General features: G+C 67.2%; 21 protein-coding genes. 1 reads left to right on the top strand and 20 read right to left on the bottom strand.

From position 1 onward, the window contains the following. Positions 1–13: 13 nt before the first annotated feature. Genes EYE40_RS01385 through argC form a run of 10 tightly spaced genes read right to left on the bottom strand, consistent with a single transcriptional unit; the run spans position 14 to position 9,904 of the window. Positions 14–610: a DNA-3-methyladenine glycosylase gene (locus EYE40_RS01385; protein WP_130980264.1), complete on the bottom strand. Its 597-nt coding sequence runs from the start codon at positions 608–610 to the stop codon at positions 14–16. A gap of 2 nt (positions 611–612) precedes the next feature. Then, positions 613–756 (bottom strand): hypothetical protein, encoded by a 144-nt coding sequence (locus EYE40_RS15370; RefSeq protein ID WP_154071838.1) that lies wholly within the window; start codon positions 754–756, stop codon positions 613–615. Beyond that, positions 753–2,174 carry an argininosuccinate lyase gene (argH, locus tag EYE40_RS01380; RefSeq protein ID WP_240034667.1) on the bottom strand — a complete coding sequence of 474 codons (1,422 nt, stop codon included), beginning with the start codon at positions 2,172–2,174 and terminating at the stop codon, positions 753–755. The genes EYE40_RS15370 and argH overlap by 4 nt, the downstream gene beginning before the upstream one ends. Next, entirely contained in the window at positions 2,174–3,373 is a 1,200-nt protein-coding gene (locus tag EYE40_RS01375) for an argininosuccinate synthase (protein WP_130980263.1), read from the bottom strand. The genes argH and EYE40_RS01375 overlap by 1 nt, the downstream gene beginning before the upstream one ends. Beyond that, positions 3,370–4,743, bottom strand: a complete 1,374-nt coding sequence (locus EYE40_RS01370) for a heparan-alpha-glucosaminide N-acetyltransferase domain-containing protein (RefSeq protein ID WP_130980262.1) — start codon at positions 4,741–4,743, stop codon at positions 3,370–3,372. The genes EYE40_RS01375 and EYE40_RS01370 overlap by 4 nt, the downstream gene beginning before the upstream one ends. After that, positions 4,740–5,663: an ornithine carbamoyltransferase gene (argF, locus tag EYE40_RS01365; RefSeq protein WP_130980261.1), complete on the bottom strand. Its 924-nt coding sequence runs from the start codon at positions 5,661–5,663 to the stop codon at positions 4,740–4,742. The genes EYE40_RS01370 and argF overlap by 4 nt, the downstream gene beginning before the upstream one ends. Continuing rightward, positions 5,660–6,823, bottom strand: a complete 1,164-nt coding sequence (locus EYE40_RS01360) for an acetylornithine transaminase (protein ID WP_130980260.1) — start codon at positions 6,821–6,823, stop codon at positions 5,660–5,662. The genes argF and EYE40_RS01360 overlap by 4 nt, the downstream gene beginning before the upstream one ends. After that, complete coding sequence (gene argB, locus EYE40_RS01355) at positions 6,820–7,704, bottom strand: acetylglutamate kinase (RefSeq protein WP_130980259.1); 885 nt, start codon at positions 7,702–7,704, stop codon at positions 6,820–6,822. The genes EYE40_RS01360 and argB overlap by 4 nt, the downstream gene beginning before the upstream one ends. Further along, positions 7,704–8,861 (bottom strand): bifunctional glutamate N-acetyltransferase/amino-acid acetyltransferase ArgJ, encoded by a 1,158-nt coding sequence (argJ, locus tag EYE40_RS01350; RefSeq protein ID WP_130980258.1) that lies wholly within the window; start codon positions 8,859–8,861, stop codon positions 7,704–7,706. Before argJ ends, argB begins: the two co-directional genes overlap by 1 nt. Beyond that, entirely contained in the window at positions 8,858–9,904 is a 1,047-nt protein-coding gene (gene argC, locus EYE40_RS01345; RefSeq protein ID WP_130980257.1) for an N-acetyl-gamma-glutamyl-phosphate reductase, read from the bottom strand. Before argC ends, argJ begins: the two co-directional genes overlap by 4 nt. Positions 9,905–10,173: 269 nt before the next feature. Between argC and EYE40_RS01340 the strand changes: the two genes are divergently transcribed. Further along, entirely contained in the window at positions 10,174–10,719 is a 546-nt protein-coding gene (locus EYE40_RS01340) for a DUF937 domain-containing protein (RefSeq protein ID WP_130980256.1), read from the top strand. On the opposite strand, the gene EYE40_RS01335 is transcribed toward EYE40_RS01340, so the two are convergent. From EYE40_RS01335 to rplT, 10 genes are all read right to left on the bottom strand, one after another. Further along, a complete protein-coding gene (locus tag EYE40_RS01335; protein WP_130980255.1) occupies positions 10,720–11,037 on the bottom strand; it encodes a LysM peptidoglycan-binding domain-containing protein in 318 nt (105 codons plus the stop codon). A 9-nt stretch (positions 11,038–11,046) separates the two neighbouring features. After that, a complete protein-coding gene (locus EYE40_RS01330) occupies positions 11,047–11,811 on the bottom strand; it encodes a LysM peptidoglycan-binding domain-containing protein (RefSeq protein ID WP_130980254.1) in 765 nt (254 codons plus the stop codon). A gap of 62 nt (positions 11,812–11,873) precedes the next feature. Beyond that, positions 11,874–14,354: a phenylalanine--tRNA ligase subunit beta gene (pheT, locus tag EYE40_RS01325; RefSeq protein WP_130980253.1), complete on the bottom strand. Its 2,481-nt coding sequence runs from the start codon at positions 14,352–14,354 to the stop codon at positions 11,874–11,876. Next, positions 14,354–15,394 carry a phenylalanine--tRNA ligase subunit alpha gene (gene pheS / locus EYE40_RS01320; protein WP_130980252.1) on the bottom strand — a complete coding sequence of 347 codons (1,041 nt, stop codon included), beginning with the start codon at positions 15,392–15,394 and terminating at the stop codon, positions 14,354–14,356. Before pheS ends, pheT begins: the two co-directional genes overlap by 1 nt. A 21-nt stretch (positions 15,395–15,415) precedes the next feature. Further along, positions 15,416–16,348, bottom strand: coding sequence for an amino acid ABC transporter permease (locus EYE40_RS01315; protein WP_130980251.1), 933 nt, complete (start codon positions 16,346–16,348; stop codon positions 15,416–15,418). Continuing rightward, the gene (locus EYE40_RS01310; RefSeq protein ID WP_130980250.1) at positions 16,345–16,992 is read right to left on the bottom strand and encodes an amino acid ABC transporter permease; all 648 of its coding nucleotides are present in this window, start codon (positions 16,990–16,992) and stop codon (positions 16,345–16,347) included. The genes EYE40_RS01315 and EYE40_RS01310 overlap by 4 nt, the downstream gene beginning before the upstream one ends. A 79-nt stretch (positions 16,993–17,071) precedes the next feature. Then, positions 17,072–17,896, bottom strand: coding sequence for a glutamate ABC transporter substrate-binding protein (locus EYE40_RS01305; RefSeq protein WP_240034666.1), 825 nt, complete (start codon positions 17,894–17,896; stop codon positions 17,072–17,074). A gap of 72 nt (positions 17,897–17,968) precedes the next feature. After that, positions 17,969–18,706 (bottom strand): amino acid ABC transporter ATP-binding protein, encoded by a 738-nt coding sequence (locus EYE40_RS01300; RefSeq protein WP_130980248.1) that lies wholly within the window; start codon positions 18,704–18,706, stop codon positions 17,969–17,971. Positions 18,707–18,787: 81 nt separating this feature from the next. Beyond that, complete coding sequence (locus EYE40_RS01295) at positions 18,788–19,588, bottom strand: TrmH family RNA methyltransferase (RefSeq protein ID WP_130980247.1); 801 nt, start codon at positions 19,586–19,588, stop codon at positions 18,788–18,790. Positions 19,589–19,699: 111 nt separating this feature from the next. Continuing rightward, positions 19,700–20,083, bottom strand: coding sequence for a 50S ribosomal protein L20 (gene rplT, locus EYE40_RS01290; RefSeq protein ID WP_130980246.1), 384 nt, complete (start codon positions 20,081–20,083; stop codon positions 19,700–19,702). Positions 20,084–20,103 lie beyond the last annotated feature (20 nt).

The following is a 20,103-nucleotide window of genomic DNA, read 5'->3' as shown; positions in this document are numbered from 1 at the left end:
CCGCCGACATCGGTCAAGGACGGATCGAGGCCTTGTACCGCGAGACGGTGGGATCCCCGGTGATCCAGAAGCGCCAGGGGTAGTCCGCTCCCCCGCCCGCGCCCGAGACGCCGGTGCGCGGGCCGGTCGAGATGAGGGACGGCGATAGGGGCGCCGCGACATCCAGCCGTATGCGACTCGTCTCGAGATCGGCGCCGTCGTCACTCATGGCGATACCCAGTGCGACGGTCAACCGGGCCGGGCCTTGCGCGAGATCCGTGTCACGACGAGAGGTGGTGCGGCGTTCCCGCGTGAGGTCGATACCCTCGACGATCTCGCCGGCACGGATCAGCACCCCACCCGACTCCCCCAGCGGCGAGCACACCACGTTCGCGCAGGTGTGCATGCCGTAAGTGAAGTACACGTAGAGGTGCCCGGCATCGCCGAACATCACCGAGTTGCGCTTCGTTCGACCACGGAACGAGTGTGAGCCCGGGTCTTCCCCGACGCCGAGATAGGCCTCGACCTCGGTGATGCGCAGCGCCACGTCGCCGACCGAGAGGATGGCCCCCAGCAGCGCGGGCGCAACCTCGAGCGGCGACCTCCGCAGGAGCGCGCGATCGAAACCCATCGCTAGATCAGGTCGATGTCCAGGAACAGCGAGGCGATGAGCGCACCAACGACGATCACCACGGCGACCGACACCACGATGATCGTGGTGCGGTTCTTCCACGGCGTGCGCCAGACGTCGGGCTTGCGGTCCTTGTGCAGGGTCATGCCGTGCCTTCCGTGGTGAGCGCACGCACGCGTGCCGTGAGTGCCGCCAGTTGCTCGGCGACCCGCACCGGGGCGGTCCCGCCGATGCCGTCGCGACTCGCGAGGGAGCCCTCGACGGTCAGCACATCCCGCACCCCGGCGGTCAGGTGCGGCGAGATCGCGTGATACTGCTCGTCGGTCGGCTCGTGCAGGTCGAGGCCGTTCTCCTCGCAGAAGCGCACGAGCGATCCGCTCACCTCGTGGGCCTCGCGGAACGGCAGTCGCTGCCGCACCAGCCAGTCGGCGACGTCGGTCGCGAGTGAGAATCCCTGCGGGGCGAGCTCGGCCATGCGTTCGGTGTTGAAGCGCAGCGTCGCCACCATTCCGGTGAAGGCGGGCAGCAGCACTTCCAGCGTCTCGACCGAGTCGAAGACGGGCTCCTTGTCCTCCTGCAGATCGCGGTTGTAGGCGAGCGGCAGTCCCTTGAGCGTCGCGAGCAGCCCGGTGAGGTTGCCGATGAGGCGGCCGGACTTGCCGCGCGCGAGCTCCGCGATATCCGGGTTCTTCTTCTGAGGCATGATCGACGAGCCGGTCGAGTAGGCGTCGTCGAGCTGCACGAAGTCGAACTCACGCGTGTTCCAGAGGATGATCTCCTCCGCGAACCGCGACAGGTCGATGCCCAGTTGGGCGGCGATGAAGGCGAACTCGGCGACGACGTCGCGGGAGGCTGTGGCGTCGATCGAGTTCTCGGCGGGGCCGCTCAACCCGAGCTCCGCGGCGACGAGCGCCGGGTCCAGTCCGAGCGAACTGCCGGCGAGAGCGCCCGAACCATACGGTGACGTGGATGCCCGCACTCGCCAGTCCCGCAACCGCTCGAGATCCCGCACCAGCGGCCAGGCGTGAGCCAGCAGGTGGTGGGCGAGCAGCACAGGCTGCGCGTGCTGGAGGTGTGTGCGGCCGGGCATGGCGGCGTCGGGGTGCGCGTCGGCCTGGGCCGCAATGGCGTCGATGAGCTGCACGACCCGGTGACCGATGACCGCGGCGTGATCGAGCAGGTAGAGCCGCACGAGCGTCGCGATCTGATCGTTGCGGCTGCGGCCCGCGCGGAGTTTGCCACCGAGCTCGGCGCCGGCGACGACGATGAGCTCACGCTCGAGGGCGCCGTGCACGTCTTCGTCGGAGTCCTGGGCGACGAGAGTGCCGTCATCCAGAAGCCCGCGAAGCGTGTCGAGCGCGGCCAGCATATCCGCAAGCTCGATCTCGGTCAGGTACCCGGCCGAGGCCAGTGCCTTGGCGTGCGCGCTCGACCCGAACAGGTCATAGTGCGCGAGCTGCCAGTCGAAGTGCGTCGACTTGCTGAGCGCGGCGAGCTCGGGCGAGGGCCCACTGGCGAAGCGTGCGCCCCACAGCGAGCCCTCGTTGGTCCCGGGTCCCGACACTAGGACGCCGATGCGTCGCGGCGCGCCGAGATCTTGCTCGGCAGCGACCAGATCTCGATGAAGCCCTTCGACAGCGACTGGTCGAACGTGTCGCCGGTGTCGTAGGTGGCCAGGCTGAAGTCGTAAAGGCTCTGCTCGCTCTTCTGTCCGGTAACGACCGCGCGGCCGCCCTGCAGCTTGAGGCGGATGTCGCCCGACACGTACTTCTGGGTGTGGTCGATGAAGGCGTCGAGGCTGCGCTTGAGGCCCGAGAACCAGAGGCCGTCGTAGACCAGGTTCGACCATTCGGCCTCGACCGAGCGCTTGTAGCGGTTGACGTCGCGCTCGAGGGTCAGCGACTCGAGGGCCTCGTGCGCGGCGATGAGCGCCACGGCGCCGGGGGCCTCATAGACCTCGCGGCTCTTGATGCCGACGAGGCGGTCCTCGACGACGTCGATGCGACCAACGCCGTGCTTGCCGGCGACCGCGTTGAGCTCCTCGATGATGGCGAGCGGCGAGAGCTGCACACCGTCGATCGCGACGGGGATGCCCGCCTCGAACGTGATGACGACCTCGTCAGCCTCCTGAAAGACGGACGGGTCCTGGGTGTATTCGTACAGGTCCTCGATGGGCGCGTTCCACGGGTCCTCGAGGAAGCCGGTCTCGACCGCGCGGCCCCAGACGTTCTTGTCGATCGAGTACGGGTTCTTGGCGCTCTGGCGGATCGGCAGGTTGTGCTCCTCCGCGTAGATGATCGCCTTGTCGCGGGTGAGGGCGAGGTCGCGCACCGGGGCGATGCTCGTCAGGTCGGGTGCGAGGGCTGCGACGGCGGCCTCGAAGCGCACCTGGTCGTTGCCCTTGCCGGTGCAGCCGTGCGCCACACTATCGGCACCGAGGGCCTTCGCCGTGAGGGCGAGGTGCTTGGCGATGACCGGACGGCTGAGCGCCGAGACCAGCGGGTAGGTCTTCTGGTACATGGCATTTGCCTTGAGGGCCGGCATCAGGAAGTCGGCGGCGAACTCGTCCTTGGCGTCGACGACGATCGACTCGACGGCACCACAGTCGAGGGCGCGCTGGCGGATGTCATCCATGTCCTCGCCGCCCTGTCCGACGTCGACGGCGAGGGCTACTACCTCTTTGCCCGTCGCGTCCTTGAGCCAACCGATTCCTACCGAGGTGTCCAGTCCGCCCGAGTAGGCGAGGACGACGCGTTCCGTCATTTCTGTGATTCTCCAAACGAGTGTTGTGGTTGTGATTCTAGCGAAGGGGTACCGGATGCCTCGTCGCGCGGCTCCGCGAAGCTCGCCGCCTGGCGCGACACGTCCGAGAGCAGGCGCTCGAGCGGTCCGCGGCCAAAGCACACGGCCCACGCGGAGCACAACACGAGTGCCCCGGCGATGAACCACCCGAGGGTCGTGTTGTTCTCCCAAGCGGCCTCGCCGAGGAAGGAGATGGCGAACACGTGCACCGAGTAGGCGGTGAGCGCCATCGAGCCGGTAGCGGCGATCGGGTAGAGGGCCCAGCGGGAGCCGCGCCATCCCGCGGCAAAGAGGCAGAGGACGATGACACACAGGGCGAACCCGGTAGAGCCCATGACCTCGGTCGTGGTGCCGGAGTGCGGTCGGGCGCTGAGCAGGCCGCCGAGCGCGCCACCCAGCGACTCGATGCCGTACTCGTCTTCGGGTGCGGTGACTCCTTCGTCGATCGGGCCGGAGAAGTCGGGCGGGTAGCAGGAGATGAACCCGTCGCCATAGTCGTCACAGACGAGGCCGTCGAGGTCGAGGTCTTTCGCGGGTACGCCCTCCTCGATCTCGCCAGACGAGGAGGAACTCGACGAGGATGAACTGCCGGGCGGCTCGGGCGAGAGTGCGTCACCGAGGGCGCCAATGCCGTAGCCGACGATGGCGAGCACCAGGCCGGTGCCCAGCAGCACCAGGCGCGTGCGCTTCGCCGCGAGGTCGAGACGCCCGACGCCCAGACCGGTGAGCAGGAACACGATCCAGATCATGCCCGGGTAGGTGCCGGAGACGAGCAGGGTGATGAATGCGCTCGACGTGTAGGAGGTGCTCGTGACCAGCGTGAGCACGAGTTGCAGGAAGGGCATGACCAGTGCGAGAACACCGGCGAGGGTGAACAGCATCCACGGCTTCCAGCGCAGGAAGGGCAGCGAGAGCACGAACAGCAGCGCGTACATCGGCAGGATCACAGCGACGCCCGTGCCGAGGAACTCGAGCACCCCGCCAATCGCGAAAATGAGCACTGCACGCGTGAAGATGCGGGTACGCGCCTGCAGCAGCGGCACACCCTCGAGCGGAACCCGGCGGCCCGAGATGAGGGCGATCGAGACCCCGGCGAGGACCGCGAAGAGGATGGACGATCGACCGTTGACCACGTCGAGCCAGGTCGAGGGCGTGCCCCAGTCGAAGTTCTCCGTGATGCCGATGTGCGCGGCGAACATGCCGAGCACGGCGAGACCACGCGCGATGTCGATGCCGATGATGCGACTCGTGCCCGGAGACCCGTAGGCGCGCAGCCGACGCTTCACCGAGACGCGCCAGCTGGCCTCCGCAACGGCCTCAGCCGTCGTCAATCCTGCTCCAGCAGCCAGACCATCAGCGCCTTCTGGGCGTGCTGGCGGTTCTCCGCCTCATCCCAGATGACGCTCTGCGGTCCGTCGATGACGTCGGCGGAGACCTCGAAGCCGCGGTCGGCGGGCAGGCAGTGCAGGAAGAGCGCATCGGGCTTCGCGAGCGCCATCAGCTCGGCGTTCACCTGGTACGCACCGAAGGTGGCGATGCGTGCGGCCTTCTCGTCCTCCTTGCCCATAGACACCCAGGTGTCGGTGACCACGACGTCCACGCCCGCAACTGCTTCGACCGGGTCGGTGTAGAGCGTGACCGATCCGCCGGTTTCGGATGCCACAGCGTCCGCATCCGCGACGACCGCGTCATCCGGCGTATAGTCGGCCGGGCTGGCGACGCGCACGTGCATGCCCGCGACGGCGCACGCGAGCAGGTACGACTGTCCCATGTTGGAACGGCCGTCGCCGAGGAAGGTCACGGTGAGACCCTTGAGCTCACCACGGTGTTCGCGGATGGTGAGCAGGTCGGCGAGCAGCTGGCACGGGTGGAAGTCGTCGCTGAGCGCGTTGATGACGGGGACGGTGGTGCCCGCAGCCATCTCCTCGAGGCCGGCCTGGCCGTAAGTGCGCCAAACGATCATCGACACCATGCGCTCGAGCACACGCGCGGTGTCGGAGGGGGTCTCCTTGCCGCCGAGCTGGCTGCTGGCCGTCGAGATGATGAGCGGTGAGCCGCCGAGGTCGGCGACGCCCACGGCGAAGGAGACACGCGTGCGGGTCGAGGACTTGTCGAAGATCACGGCGACCGTCTGCGGGCCGGCGAGCGGCTTGGTTGCGTAGCGATCCTTCTTCAGCTGTTCGGCGAGGTCGAGGATCGCTGTCTGCTCGGACTGGGTCAGATCGTCGTCGCGAAGGAAGTGGCGGGTCATGCGGAGGCCTCCAGTGCCTGGGTGAACAGTGTGATGAACTCGGCGATCTCGGCGTCGCCGATGATCAGGGGTGGTGCGAGGCGGATGCTCGTGTCGTTGGCGGCGTTGACGATCAGGCCGAGCTCGAGGGCGGCGGCGCTCACGCGCTGCGCGACGGGTTCGCTGAGCCCGACGCCGATGAGCAGGCCGGAACCGCGCACCTCGGCGACGAGCGGGAGACCGGTGAGAGCAGCGCGCAACTGCTCGCCCCGCACCTTTGCGTTCTCGACGAGGCCCGCGCGCTCGATCTCCTCGATGACCGCGTTGCCCGCCGCTGTCGCGAGCGGATTGCCGCCGAAGGTGCTGCCGTGCTGGCCGAGCTCGAACAGGTCCGACGCGTCGCCGAACGTCACGAGGGCACCGATCGGCACGCCTCCCGCCAGTCCCTTGGCAACCGCGATCGCGTCGGGCACGATGTCGTGCTGCTGGAACGCGAACCAGGAGCCCGTGCGTCCGATGCCGGTCTGGATCTCATCGAGGATGAGCAGGGCGCCGTGCTCCGCGGTGAGTTGGCGGGCTCGCTTCAGGAAACCCGCCGGCAGCTCGACGACGCCGGCCTCGCCCTTGATCGGTTCGAGAACGAGAGCCGAGACATCCGCCCAGTTCACCGCCTCGAGCGCTTCGATGGTCGAGTCGATGTGGTCGACTCCCGGCAGCAGGGGCATAAATGCCTCACGCAGCGCGGGCTTGCCGGTGAGTGAGACGGACCCCATGGTGCGGCCGTGGAACGAGTTGGTGAGCGCGACGATCGTCTTGTGCTGGCCGTTGCGGCGCGCGAGCTTGATGGCCGCCTCGATCGCCTCCGCACCCGAGTTGCCGAAGAAGACGCGACCGCGCTCCCCCGCACCGCTGATGCGGCGCAGGTTCTGGGCGAGCGCGATCTGCGGCTCGGTCGCGAAGTAGTTGGAGACATGCGCGAGTGTCGAGATCTGGCGGGTGACCGCCTCGACGAGCGCAGGATGCGCGTGGCCGAGCGAGTTCACCGCGATGCCTGCGAGGAAGTCCAGGTAGCGCTTGCCGTCGACGTCCCACACGTAGGCGCCCTCGCCTCGCTCGAGCAGGGTGAGCGGTGACGGGGCGGAGCCCATCATGGCCGTGCTGAAATCGTTGCGCCAGGTCATGCGGGTACTACCTCCGTGCCGATGCCGCTATGGGTGAAGATCTCGAGCAGGATCGAGTGCGGGGTGCGTCCGTCGATGATCGCGGCCTTCGCCACTCCCCCGTTCACTGCCTCGAGGCAGGCCGTCATCTTCGGGATCATGCCCGATTCGAGGCTCGGGATGAGCTCGGTGAGCTCGACCGTATCGATGATCGAGATGAGCGATTCGCGGTTGGGCCAGTCGCGATAGAGGCCGGCGACGTCCGTGAGCACGATGAGCTTGGCGGCACCCAGCGACACGGCGAGCGCGGACGCGGCCGCATCGGCGTTGACGTTGAGCGGTTCACCCTCGGCGTCATGGGCGACAGAGGAGATGACCGGGGTGCGGCCGGAGGCGATCACGTCGAGGATGGCGCTCGGGTCGACCGCGACCACGTCGCCGACGCGGCCGATGTCGACGAACTCGCCGCCCACCACCACACCGCGCTTGACGCCGGTGAAGGTGCCCTCCTCGAGCACTGCGGCGAGGTCGCCGTGCTCCTCGATGAGGTCCTTGAGATCAACGCTGATCTGCTCGCTCAGCACCTGCTTCGCGACGGCCATGACCTCGGGGGTCGTCACCCGGTAGCCCCCGACGAACTCGCTCTCTATGCCGAGCTCGGCGAGACGTGCCGAGATCTGGGGTCCTCCGCCGTGAACCACTACGGGCTTGACCCCGACGAGGTTGAGGTAGGCGATGTCCTCAGCGAACGCGCGCTTGAGTTCGTCGCTCACCATCGCGTTGCCGCCGAACTTGATCACCACGATCTGGCCGTGGAAACGCTTGAGCCACGGCAGCGACTCGATGAGCACCGCGGTCTTCACCGGCACGTCGAGCTCCTGGGCTTCCCGAAAGACACCCATCAGCTGGAGTAGGCGCTGTTCTCGTGCACGTAGTCGTGCGTGAGATCGTTGGTGAGGATCGTGGCCGTTGCATCGCCGACCTTGAGGTCGATGAGCACGTGCACGTCGCGTGGCGTGAGGTCCACGTCTTCGGCGGGCCGGTCAGGCTCGCCCGACGCGCACACCCGCACACCGTTGATGGTGACGTCGATCGCGTAGGGGTCGAACTCGGCGCCGGTGGTTCCCACCGCGGCGAGGATGCGTCCCCAGTTGGGATCGTTGCCGAACACCGCCGCCTTGAACAAGTTGCTGCGGGCGACCGAACGGCCCACCTCGACGGCGTCGTCCTCGGTCGCGGCGTGGATTGTCTCGATGGCGATGTTGTGGCTCGCGCCCTCGGCGTCGGCCTGCAGCTGGCGGGCGAGATCCGCGCACAGGGCGGTCACGGCGGCCGTGAAGTCCTCGGCACTCGGTGTGATTCCGGATGCCCCACTCGCCAGCAGCGTCACCTGGTCGTTCGTCGACATACAGCCGTCGGAGTCGAGGCGGTCGAAGGTTGCGCGCGTGGCGGCGCGGAGCGCCCCGTCGAGACCCGGGGCGTCGACGTCCGCATCGGTCGTGAGCACCACGAGCATGGTGGCGAGTCCGGGGGCGAGCATACCCGCACCCTTCGCCATGCCGCCGATCGACCACCCGTCGCCCTCGACGACGCCGAGTTTCGGCACCGAGTCGGTGGTCATGATGGCGTGAGCGGCATCCTCACCACCGGTGTTCGTCAGCACCGACGCGGCCGAGTCGACACCGGCGAGAACCTTGTCGCGGAAGTCCTGCCCGCCGACCCCGATGAGGCCGGTCGAGCAGACGACGACATCGCCCGCGCTGACCCCGAGCTTCTCGCCGACCCGCTCCGCGGTGAGGTGCGAGGTCTGAAAGCCAAAACTGCCGGTGAAGCAGTTGGCTCCCCCGGAGTTCAGCACGACCGCCTCGACGATCCCGTCGCCGAGAACGACCTCTGACCAGAGGATGGGGTTGGCCTTCGCGCGGTTGCTCGTGAAGACGGCGGCCGCGGCCTTGCGCGGGCCGAGGTTCTGCACCAGGGCGAGGTCCCGTTTGCCGGTCGACTTGAGGCCGGCGACGACTCCTGAGGCGGCGAATCCGGCCGCGTGGGTGACGCTCATGGTGCAACTCCGTTGACGCTGAGGCCCGCAGACTCGGCGAGGCCGAGGGCGAGGTTGGCGGACTGCACGGCGGCTCCGGCCGTGCCCTTCACCAGGTTGTCGATGGCGGTGATCGTGACGACGCGGCCGGCGGCCTCGTCAACGGCGAGACCGATGAGGGCGACGTTGGCGCCCACGGTGTCCGCAGTGCGCGGGAACTGGCCGGCCGGCAGCAGGTGGACGAACGGCTCGTCGGCGTAGGCGTTCTCGAATGCGGCCCGCACGCTCGCGGCGGTCGCGCCCGGGGCGAGCTTCGCGGTACTGGTGGCGAGGATGCCCCGGGACATCGGCACCAGAACCGGCGTGAACGAGACGGTCACACCGACACCACCCGCGACGGCCAGATTCTGCCGGATCTCGGGGGTGTGACGGTGCACTCCCCCGACGCCGTAGGCCGAGGCCGAACCCATCAGCTCGGACGCGAGCAGTTCAGGTTTGAGCGCCTTGCCGGCTCCCGACGGTCCCACGGCGAGCACGGCGACGATGTCCGTGGGCTCGAGCAGACCGGACTGGATGCCAGGGGCGAGACCCAGCGTGATCGCGGTCACGTTGCATCCCGGAACCGCGATGCGGGTAGCGCCGACGAGCTCATCCCGCTGCTTCGAACCGTCGGCGTGAACCAGCTCGGGCAGGCCGTAGGTCCAGGCCCCGAAAAAGTCGCCGCCGTAGAAGTCGGCCCAGTCCTGCTCGCTCGTCAGGCGGTGGTCGGCGCCGCAGTCGATCACGAGCGTGCCCTCGGGCAGCTGCGCGGTGATCGCACCCGACTTGCCGTGCGGGAGGGCGAGGAAGACCACGTCGTGTCCGGCGAGGTTCTCGGGGGTGGTGTCGACGAGCGTCAGATGCGCGAGCGAGCGCAGGTGCGGCTGCGCGGCGATGAGCGGCTGGCCCGCGTTCGAGAACGCGGTGACGGTCGTGACGACGAAGTCGGGATGGTCGGCGAGCAACCGGAGAAGCTCACCTCCGGCGTACCCACTGGCGCCGGCAACAGCAACGGAAAGAGGCATGGCTCTACCTTAAATCGAGGAGGACGAGGGGAAAGGCGGCGACGGGCGCTCGATCGGGGCCAGGGGCCACACCGATCACGAACCGACGCCTAGGATCGCTCGCTCGTGCCACGACGTCGCGAAGGGCGCACGCGCGAGGAGCGGCGTGCGTCTGCGATACGAAGGGTGGTCACAAGCCCACCGTACTACCCGTAGCGCCCAGAAACCCAATTGCTATCGTGAGCGTTACGGGTTGCGACTCGCGCACCCCTCGTTGCAAGGAGCCCATCATGTCTGATCTTGACGGCCTACTGGCCACCATCCCCGTCGGTGACATCGCGAAGAAGCTCGGAGTCGACGAAGCCACTGCGGAATCTGCAGTGAAGCAGATTCTCCCCGCCCTCGTCGGGGGTATGGCAGCCAACTCGACGGACGAGGCCGGAGCGAAGTCGCTCGAGAAGGCCCTCGGCAAGCACTCGGGCCGCTCGGTCAGCGTCGCGGACGTCGACGAGGCCGACGGCGAGAAGATCGTCAACAATGTCTTCGGCGCGAAGAAGCGCGAGGTCGTCACGGCCGTCGCCGCGAAGAGCGAGAAAGCCGACGAGTCGCTCATCTCCAAGCTCCTGCCGATCCTCGCCCCGATCGTTCTCGCCTGGCTCGCCTCGCAGTTCTTCAACAAGAAGGAAGAAGCCGCCGCGCCCGCCACGCCCGCCGCGAAGAAGGAGTCCGGTGGTGGCGGCATCGGCGACCTGCTCGGCGGGCTCGTCGGCAGCAAGCAGGGCCAGGACATGCTGGGTGGTCTCCTTGGCGGCCTGCTCGGCGGCGGCAAGAAATAGCTATCGAAGCAGGATGACGGTCCCGGACTCGACCAGCTCGCGGGAATCCAGGGTCGGATTGAGTTGCTCGAGTTCGGCGACCGTCATGCCGAATCGCTCGGCGATCGCATCGACGTGGTCGCCCGCCGCGCTCGTGTAGTTCAGCGGCGAACCGTTCTCGTAGTCGACCGCGCCGGTGGCTGCATCGGCCACGCCCGAGTCGGCGACCTTCGCAGCCGCGGACGCGGCGACCTCCGGTTGCACCGGCGCCGGCTCGTCCGCCGCGGCGCAGCCCGCAAGCGCGAGCAGAACCAGCAGCACGGTCATCGAGCGGATCATGCCGAAATGCTACTGCTGCGGGATGTCGCGGCGCGCGTCCTTCGACAGGTTCAGCGTCTCCTCGGCGTAGGCCATCGTCGGGTCGAGCGACAATCTGCGGCCCGGGTTGAGGTAGACGAGATCCGCGACGGTGATGCCGAAGCGCTGAGCGATCTGGCTGAGCTGGTCGCCCGTGGCGGTCCAGTAACTCAGCGGCTCCCCCGACCCGGTGAGGGCTACCTCGCCCTGCGCTCCCTCGAGAACGCCGCCATCCGTCACGGTGAGCCACGGCCGCTCGTCGGGTAGGTCCCACTCGAGCTCGGCCCAGGCGGCACCCTTCTCCCAGCACTCGCCGGCGATGGGTGAGCCGGTCGGGTAGTAGATCACCACGGCGGTGTCGAAGAAGCTCGGGTCGGCGTACTCCAGCCTCATTTCGCCGTCCGGCCAGGGGCTGCCCAGGGCGAAGGCCGTCTGGTACTTCTCGTAGGCGCAGTCACCGGGGGCGAGGAGCTCGTCGGTGAATCCGAGACTCAGGGCGCCCGTATACGTCGTCTCGTAGTCCTCGAGACGAGCGAAGTACCCGTCGCCGTCGAAGTTCACCGTGATCGAACCGGACGTGGAGCCGTCCGGCGAGACCAGCTCGCCGCGGGCCACCTCGCCAACCGGCACCACGACGGGCTCCGGCGCCGAGACTGCCCGCTCGGGTGTCTCGGCGGGGGCGGGCGGCGGAGAGGTGCACGCCGTGAGCGCCAGCAGCGCCACTAACGCTGCGGTCAGAGTCGTCGATCGAGCCACGATGCCCCCAAGAGTGAAGTTTCCATCACTATAGACCGGTCGGTCTGCGGTGGGGAGCTTCGTTACTCGCGGAGGGTGGCCGCGAATCGGGAGGTTGCGAGCGCGACGGCGCCGTTCTTGGCCTCGGAGGCCTCGGCGGCGGTCAGCGTGCGGTCGGGAGCGCGGAAGCGCAGCGCGAAGGTGAGCGACTTGCTCCCCTCGGCGACACCTTGGCCGCGGTAGTCGTCCACGAGTCGGGCGTCCTCGAGCAGGTCGCCGGCACCCTCGACAACCGTCGCGAGCACCTCGGCTGCGGGCACGTCAGACGGCACCACGAGCGAGAGGTCCTGGGTCGCAGCCGGCATCGACACGATCGGGGTCGGTGCGACCTCGGTGGCGGCGAGCGCCATCATCGCGTCGAGGTCGAGCTCGAGCAGGGCGACAACGCGCGGCAGGTCGAGGTCGTCGGCGATCGAGGGCAGCAGTTCGCCGGCGAATCCGACCGACCGGTCACCCACGAACACCTCGGCCGTGCGGCCCGGGTGCAGCGACTCGTGCGAGCCCTGGGCGAAGCGCAGGTCTACCGCGAGCGCAGCGGCGAGGAGGCGAGCGGTGTCGAGCGCATCCACCAGTCCACTCGCGACCACGGGCTGCCCGGGCTGCTTCGAGACGGTGTCGCCGGTGAACAGCGCGGCGACATGCCACGGCTGCTTCGGGATGCCCGCATCGAGTGCCGAGAGCACGTCACCACCCGGGTGCGCGTTTCCGACGGGGAGAGGACCGCTCCCGTAGGTCGCGCCCGAAGCGGGCAGGAAGACGTGGCCGATCTCGTACAGGGCGAGGTCGGTGAGGCCACGACCGAGATTGCGGCGCGCGATCTCGACGAGGCCGGGCAGCAGCGAGCGGCGCATGAACGGCGCCTCGGAATCGAGGGCATTGGCGAGGCGCATGAGCGGCTCCCCCGCGCCGAACAGGTCGGCGGCCTTCTGGGTGAGGAACGGGTACGCGAGCACCTCTGTGAGGCCACCGGCGGCGAGTGCACGGGCTGCGTCACGACGCTGGCGCTGGGTGCGGGTGAGGCCGCGACCGGGAGGGGCGACCGGCAGCACCGATGGGATGCGGTCGTAGCCGACGATGCGCGCGATCTCCTCGACGAAGGTCGGTGCGTCGCTCAGGTCGGGGCGCCAGCTCGGCGGCGTCACGGAGAGTCCGCCGTCGGCATCCTCGACCGTCGCGCCGATCATCTCGAGCGCCGTGCGCTCTTCCTCCGCGGTGTAGTCGACTCCGATGAGGGATGCCGCGTAGCCGTCGCGCAGGAGCGTCGCGTCGGCGGGAACGGACTCGTTCCAGCTCGAGCCGAGCGTGTCGAGGGTGCCGCCAGCGAGCTGAACGAGCAGCTCGGCCACGCGGGAGGCCGCGGCCGCCGCAACCTGCGGGTCCACGCCGCGCTCGAAGCGCTTCGATGCTTCGCTCGGCAGTCGGTGACGACGGGCACTGCGCGCGATCGACACCGGGTCGAAGTTGGCCGCCTCGACGAGCACATTCTTCGTCGTCGGGGTGATCTCCGTCTTTGCTCCACCCATCACGCCGGCGAGGCCGATGGGGCCGGAGTCGTCGGTGATAAGCAGGTCTTCAGCGCTCAGCGTGCGCTGCTTGCCGTCGAGGGTCTCGAATGTCTCGCCTGCGGTCGCTCGGCGCACGGTGATGCCGCCGGTGAGGGTGTCGAGGTCGTAGCCGTGGGTCGGCTGGCCCAGCTCGAACATCACGTAGTTGGTGATGTCGACGGGCAGCGAGATCGAGCGCACACCCGCGAGGGCGAGGCGGGCGACCATCCACGGCGGGGTCGGACGGGTCGCGTCGATGTTTCGCACCACACGGGTCTCGAAGACGCTCGCACCACGCTCGCCACGGATGGGAGCGTCATCGGTCACCACGACGGGGAAGCCGCTGGCCTCAGTGATCGTGACGGCCGCGGCGGGATCGCGGAAGGCAGCTCCGGTCGAGTGCGAGTACTCGCGCGCGACACCGCGCAGCGAGAACGCGTAGCCGCGGTCGGGAGTGACGTTGATCTCGACGGCCGCGTCATCCAGCCCCAGAAGGGCGATGGCGTCGACGCCGACCTCGGGGTCGAGTCCCAGGGAGGAGAGCAGCAGGATGCCGTCGTGCTCCTCTCCGAGCCCGAGCTCGCGGGCCGAGGCGATCATGCCGTCAGAGACGTGACCGTAGGTCTTGCGCGCGGCGATCGGGAACGGGCCGGGCAGCACGGCACCGGGCAGCGAGACCACGACCTTGTCGCCGACGGAGAAGTTGTGAGCGCCGCAGACGATGCCTCGGGGGATTCCTTCACCGACGTCGACCTGGCACCAGTTGATGGTCTTGCCGTTGGACTGCGGTTCGGGGTCGAAGGCGAGAACGCGTCCGACGACGACCGGGCCGGTGAGGTCGAAGCCGTGCACATCCTCTTCTTCGAAGCCGACCTTGACGAGTGCTTCGTGAACGTGGTCGAGCGTGGCGGTTTCGGGCAGGTCGACGTACTCGCCGAGCCAGCTAAGCGGGACGCGCATCAGACCACCATTCCGAACTGCTGGCTGAAGCGGATATCGCCCTCGACCATGTCTCTCATGTCATTCATGTCGTTGCGGAACTGCAGCGTGCGCTCGATGCCCATGCCGAAGGCGAAGCCCTGGTAGACCTCGGGGTCGATGCCTGCCGCGCGCAGAAGGTTCTGGTTGACCATTCCGCAGCCGCCCCACTCCACCCAGCGCGCGCCGCCCTTGGCGTTCGGCTGCCACACGTCCATCTCGGCGCTCGGCTCGGTGAACGGGAAATAGTTGGGGCGCAGTCGGATCTGCGCGCCTTCGCCGAAGACCTGGCGGGCCAGGTGCTCGAGGGTGCCGCGCAGGTGCGCCATGGTGAGTCCCTTGTCGATGGCGATGCCCTCGATCTGGTGGAAGACGGGGGTGTGCGTCGCGTCGAGCTCGTCGGTTCGGTAGACGCGACCGGGCGCGACGACGTAGACCGGCAGCTCGCGCGTCAGCAGCGAGCGGATCTGCACGGGGCTCGTGTGGGTGCGCAGCACGAGGTGCGAGTCGACGGGGTCGAGGAAGAAGGTGTCCTGCATGGCGCGGGCCGGGTGGTCCTCGTCGAAGTTCAGCGCGTCGAAGTTGAACCACTCGTTCTCGAGTTCGGGGCCCTCCGCGATCTCCCAGCCCATACCGATGAAGATGTCGCCCATCTGCTCCATGAGCAGGTTGAGAGGATGACGTGCGCCGGCGGTGAAACGCGACGGGAGAGCCGTGACATCCACGGCCTCTGCATGGAGCCGGGCACTCTCTTCGGCGACGGCCAGCTGCTCTTCGCGAGCGGCGACGGCCTGGGTGACCCGGGCCTTGGCCTGGCCGACGAGCTTTCCGGCCGCGGCCTTCTGGTCGTTCGGCACGTTGCGCAGGGCGCCGCCGAGCTGCGCAAGGGTCGAGGTCTCACCGACGTGCGCGTTGCGCACGGCCTTGAGCTCGCTGACCGTCGCAGCCGTGGCGATCGCGTTGAGCGCGGCATCGGTCGCGTCGGCTACCGACTTTTCGGAGATTTCGATGTGTTCTGACACAAGAGACGAGTTTAGCGGCGGTTAGGCGGGCCCTCCGCCGCCGGTTCCGCTCATGCCGCCGCCCATCCCGGCATCCGGCGCGCGAACGACGGCGAGGCCTGGGTCCGTTTCCTTGCGACGCCAGCGTGAGACGTATCCACCGGAGGTGCGACGCGCGATGATGCGCGCGAGCCACGACAGCAGCAGGTTCACCGTCAGGTAGACGACGAGCACCACGAAGAAGAGCGTGAAGAAGTAGCGGTTGCCATAGGTGTTCTGCAGCTGGCGCACACCGATATTGATGAGCTCCTGGTAGCCGATGATGAACGCGAGCGAGGTGTCCTTGAGAAGCACGACCAGCTGGGCGATGATGATCGGCAGCATCTGGCGGAAGGCCTGCGGGAACTCGATCATCATGCGGGTCTGCACGGGGGTCAGGCCGATGGCCAGACCCGATTCGCGCTGGCCGCGGGGCAGCGACTGGATTCCGGAGCGCAGGGCTTCGCCGATGATCGCGCCGTTGTAGACAGCGAGGCCGGCGACTCCCGCCCAGTACTGGCCGGTGCCGAAGACCAGCAGCGTGAAGAACATGAGGAGCAGCACGGGCATGCCGCGGAAGAACTCGAGCAGTACGGCGACGGGAACACGGATCCAGCGTGAGCGCGCCGTGCGGCCGAAGGAAAACAGGATGCCGATGAGAATCGCGAGCACCGCAGCGGCCGCAGCCATGCGCAGGGTCGCGGCCAGACCGCGGAAGATGATCGCGTTCCACATGCGCCCGTCAAGAATGATGTCCCAGCGGATCGGATCGAACATGCCCGGGATGACGGCTCCAGCGGCCGTTGTGCGGGGAGCCGCAAGTACCATCACGAGGACGACGAGGCCAACCGCGATCGCGATCGTGCCGACGATGGAGATGATGCGCGAACGCAGGCGGGCTTTGGGCCCGGGTACGTCGAAGAGAACACTCGTCATCGGAAGACCGCCACCTTGCGCTCGAGTCGGGCCGCGACCTGGCCGAGCGGCACGGTGATCACGAGATAGAAGACGGCAACGGCGAGAAGAATGGCGATCACGGCGTCTCCGCGGAGGTTGATGACCTGCCGGGAGGAGGCGATGAGCTCGACGACGAAGAAGCCGCCGGCGACCGACGTGTTCTTGGTGAGCGCGATGATGACGTTGAGCAGCGGCGGGATGACCATGCGGATGCCCTGAGGCATCACCACGAGGCGCAGGGTCTGAGCGAAGTCGAGGCCGATGGCCCGAGCGGCCTCGGCCTGTCCGATGGACACGCCGTTGATTCCTGAGCGGATCGCTTCGGCGATGAAGGGCGAGGTGTAGGCGGTGAGGCCGATGACGGCGAGCACGAAATAGTCGAGTTTGATCTCGAGATACGGCAGCAGGAATGCGCAGAAGAACAGCACGAGGGTGAGCGGGATGTTGCGCAGGATCTCGGTGTAGACGGTCGCGAACGCACGGAACGCCCCGACGGGTGAGATGCGCATGGCAGCAATGATGACTCCGAGCACAATGGCACCGGCGCCCGAGAGTACGAGCAGGCGAATGGTTGCCCAGAAACCGCCCAGAAAAACCGGGAAGTTCTCGATTACAGCGTCCACGTCACCTCCTTGGTAGTTATTCGGTCAGGCTGGCAAGTGGCCCGCCCGGTGTCGGGCGGGCCACTCGTTGTTCAGTTGCTTAGTAGCGGTCGACGGCCGGCGGCGTCGGGGTGTCGAGCACCTTGCCCGCCGTCGCCTCCCAGGCTGCTGCCCATGAGCCGTCCTCGTAGGACTCCTCGAGCACATCGTTGATGAAGTCGCGGAAATCGGTGTCATCCTTGGCGAGACCGATGCCGTAGGGCTCCTCGGTGAACGGGGCGTTGACGACCTCGAACTCCGGAGCGTTCTGGTCAGCGAGACCCGCGAGGATCACGTTGTCGGTCGTGACGGCGTCAACGGTTCCCGAGCGCAGCGGCTCCAGGCAGTCGGCGTAGTCGGTCGCGGCGATGATGTTGTCCGTGTACTCCTTGATGTTCGCCTCGGAGGTCGAACCGGTGACGGTGCAGACGGCGAGTCCCTCGAGGTCCTCGGGGCCTTCGATGCCCTTCGGGTTGCCCGCGAGAACCAGGATGTCCTGGCCTGCCGAGTAGTACGGTCCAGCGAAAGCGATCTTTTCCTTGCGCTCGTCGTTGATCGTGTAGGTGGCGATGACGAGGTCGACCTCGCCCGCCTCGATGAACGGCTCGCGATTGGCCGAGACAGTCTCGGTCCACGTGATGCCGTCAGCAGGAATACCGAGCTTGGCAGCGATGAGCTTGCCGATCTCGACGTCGAAGCCCTGCGGGTTTCCGTCGGCGTCGACCTGGCCGAAGAGCGGCTGGGTGAACTTCGTTCCGATGGTGATCTTGCCGGCTTCGTTGAGCTTGGCCATGGTGGTACCGGCATCGAAGCTCACGTCTTCAACGGGAGGTGCCGTCTCTTCGGGGGTACCTGCACATGCGCCGAGCGTGAGTGCTGCGGCCATCGCGATTGCGGATATGGTGAGAGATTTTTTGATTCTCATCGTGCTCCTTGTTCTGCTGTGCTTTCCCACCGGTTAGTGGGTAAGGATTTTCGAGAGGAAGTCCTGCGCTCTCGGGGACTTCGGGTTGGTGAAGAACTCCTCGGGAGTTGCCTCTTCCACGATCTCGCCCTCCGCCATGAACAGGATGCGCTGCCCCGCCTTGCGGGCGAAGCCCATCTCGTGGGTGACCACGACCATGGTCATGCCCTCCTCGGCGAGGCCGACCATCACGTCGAGCACCTCGTTGATCATTTCGGGGTCGAGCGCGCTGGTGGGCTCATCAAAGAGCATGACCTTGGGGTCCATGGCGAGGGCGCGGGCGATGGCGACACGCTGCTGCTGGCCGCCGGAGAGCTGAGATGGCATCTTGCTGGCCTGGTTGGCCACCCCGACGCGCTCGAGAAGTTCCATGGCACGCTTCGTCGCGTCAGCCTTGGAGCGCTTGCGCACGTTGATCTGTCCGAGGGTCACATTCTCGAGCACGGTCTTGTGGGCGAAGAGGTTGAAGGACTGGAAGACCATTCCTACGTCGGCCCGCAGCTTCGCGAGTTCCTTGCCCTCTTCGGGGAGCTTCTTGCCGTCGATGGTGATCGTGCCGTTGTCAATGGTCTCGAGGCGGTTGATGGCACGACAGAGAGTCGATTTGCCGGAACCGCTCGGGCCGATGACCACAACCACCTCACCCTTGTGAACGGTGGTCGTGATGTCCTTCAGAACGTGTAATTCGCCGAAATGTTTGTTGACATGGTCGACGACTACGAGGGGTTCCATTTGTCCACCCAACCACATCCCGCTTTTGGGGGGCAACTTATCGGTCAGACCTTAACCCGTTTGTAACACCTGAGGCTGTGGTCAGGAGCGCTGGGCGAACGCAGATTCGTAGAGGCACACCGAGGCGGCCGTCGCGAGGTTCATTGACTCGGCGTGACCGTAGATCGGCACGGTGATGGCGCGGTCGGCGAGAGCGAAGTGCTCGTCGCTGAGTCCCCGAGCCTCGTTGCCGAACAGCCACGCGGTGGGAGCCGCGAGAAGCCCACTGGTGCGCGCGCCGAGCAGGTCGTCGCCCTTGATGTCTGCGGCCAGGACCTGCATTCCTGCGGCGGTGACGCGATCGAGCACCGACTCCAGGTCGGGCATCAGCGCCACGGGCAGGTGGAACAGCGAACCCGTTGTGGCACGAACGACCTTGGGGTTGTACAGGTCGACACTGCGACCGGTGAGGATGACCCCATCGGCTCCAGCAGCGTCCGCGGCCCTGATGATCGTGCCCACGTTACCCGGGTCCCGAACTTCCTCGAGTATCGCGATCAGCTTGGGGCCGTCGGCGAGGATGTCCTTGAGCGAGGTGGGGAACTGCTTGCACACCGCGATGATCCCCTGCGGGGTCACGGTGTCGGCCATCGAGTCGAGCACGTCCTCGGTGACGAACTCCACCTCGAGGTCGGTGTCACGGGCCAGGCTTGCGATCGCCGGGTACTTGTCGAGCGCGGTGGGCGTCGCGAACAACTCGACGAGCAGCTCGGGACGGTAGGTCAGTGCTTCGGTGACGGCCTGTGGGCCTTCCAGCAGGAAGAAGCCCGTCTGCAGGCGGTGGTCACGCTTGGCGAGCTTGGCAACGCCGCGAACGCGGGGTGAACGCGGGTTATCGATCATGGGTCAAGACTAGAGGGAGCGGGGGTACGCGGCCGCGCACCGCGCGGGGTACAGCGGGTTAACGAGGAAGGGCCCGAGCCTTTCGGCTCGGACCCTTTCTCAGAAAGCTGCTTACGCGCTGACCTTGGCGTTCACATCGGCGGGCAGTGCTGCCTTGGCCGTTGCGACGATCGCGGCGAACGTGGCCGGCTCGGTGATCGCGAGGTCGGCGAGGATGCGACGGTCGACCTGGATGCCGGCCAGGTTGAGTCCCTGGATGAGGCGGTTGTAGGTCAGGCCGTTGGCGCGCGACGCGGCGTTGATGCGCTGGATCCACAGGCGACGGAAGTCACCCTTGCGGGCGCGTCGGTCACGGTACGCGTAGACGAGGGAGTGAGTGACCTGCTCCTTGGCCTTGCGGTACAGGCGCGAACGCTGGCCGCGGTAACCCTTGGCGCGCTCGAGGATGACGCGACGCTTCTTGTGAGCGTTTACTGCCCTTTTTACTCTTGCCATTTTTCTATTCCTTCAAATTC

This window comes from Glaciihabitans arcticus, assembly GCF_004310685.1.
Classification (GTDB): domain Bacteria; phylum Actinomycetota; class Actinomycetes; order Actinomycetales; family Microbacteriaceae; genus Conyzicola; species Conyzicola arctica.
The sequence above is the reverse complement of the archived record's forward strand: the minus strand, read 5'-3'. Positions and strand labels throughout refer to the sequence as shown.